Origin of the sequence: Streptomyces dysideae (genome assembly GCF_001514305.1) — a bacterium.
Lineage (GTDB): Bacteria > Actinomycetota > Actinomycetes > Streptomycetales > Streptomycetaceae > Streptomyces > Streptomyces dysideae.
Genome location: NZ_KQ949190.1, coordinates 1 through 1,400, shown reverse-complemented (window position 1 = coordinate 1,400; position 1,400 = coordinate 1). Strand labels below are relative to the sequence as shown.

The window sequence follows — 1,400 nt, the reverse complement described above, 5'->3', positions numbered from 1 at the left end:
ACGCCAGATGCGGGCAACGTAATGCCACGACACCGAGATGCCCTCCCGCCGCTTCAGATGGTCGGCCAGCGTCCGCGTCGACCAGTGCGACAAGCCGGATTCCGCCGGCGGGGACATCCTCGTCAAAGCGATCACCCGAGCCCGCACCTGCGGCGGCACCTGGGTACGCGGCCCGCCGCGGCGCTTCTCCTCCAAACCGGCAAGGCCCCGCTCGGCATAACGGGCCTTGCAGCGGTCCACCGTCAGCGGCGCCACACCGGCGAGCTCGGCAATGTCCTTACGCCGCCGCCCCTCACCGGACCACAACACGATCCGAGCGCGAAGCGCCACATCGGCCGGAACATCCCGCGACCCGGCCAACTCCCGCAGTTCTGCCATCTGTTCAGACGAGAGATCCATACCAGACTCAACGATCACAGAAGCCTCAAGTTCCATGAACAGGATCACGAGACACTAGGACGTGTGCGTCCGCAAAGCAGGGGATGACGCGGAAGGGCCCGCACGTCCGTGCGGGCCCTTCCGCGCAGAGGGTGGAGCGGGTCAACTGAGGTTCACGTCCGGCCAAGGCCGCGACCCTCGCCACGCGGAAACGCAGCCGCTCATCCACCGTGTCCCAGGTAGCACCGGTGAGGTCGTCCAGCGCGGCGCCAGTGAGGATAAGCCAGCCGAGGCGCGCTTCCATGTCCTCCCACGTGTGCGTCACCTCCACTGCCTCACCGTGCGGACCCGTGCCCCATACACCGTTACGGCGACTTCCCCCATGTCCCCGTTGATCGCGAGGACCTGGAGGAGCCGGATGTCCCCAGCCGCCGGTGATCTCATCCGGCGCGGCGGCCTTTGAGCTGGTGCTCCACCACCGCCGCGCCGTGAAGGGTCTCCGCGACCTCGCCCAGCTCCTGACTGATTTTGAGCACGCGCACCGGCTCCGCCGCACGCCGCCCATCCCCGAAAGGCCCCTCCACCAGACCGACTCACGGACGCTCCTCGCCCGCCGTTCGGCCCATGAGATCTGCACCGTCCCGCGCTACCGCGCACGACGCCGTGGGCCGAGCCACACCCGATGGTGGCCCGAGGGCCGGCACACCGGGATATGACTGGACGACGAGGACATCGTCTCCACTCAGGTCAGCGCAGGCCGTCTGCGTCGTCGTGCTCGTCGGCGTCTCGCCATGGACATCTTCGAGTTCCGGTGGTGTCCCTTAGGAGACATTTGCTGCCACCGGCCGGACGCGACAACGCCCCTGATCGCCGAAGCCCCCAGCAAGACACCGATGAGACCCGCCAATGCGCCAGTCGGGACACGCATCGGCCTTCAACCAGACCCCCGACGGCCTCTCACGAGTACGCCCAGTCCCCAACGCGGAGCAGCGGCGCGGGAGCGGTGAGCCGGTTCGCCACCG

At 68.2% G+C, this 1,400-nt stretch carries 1 protein-coding gene; it reads right to left on the bottom strand.

The genetic code is table 11. The annotated features are described in order from the left end of the window. Nucleotides 1–447: helix-turn-helix domain-containing protein (locus AQJ91_RS48310; RefSeq protein ID WP_234383489.1), on the bottom strand; the 447-nt coding region annotated here is incomplete at its 3' end. Between the last annotated feature and the right edge of the window lie 953 nt (nt 448–1,400).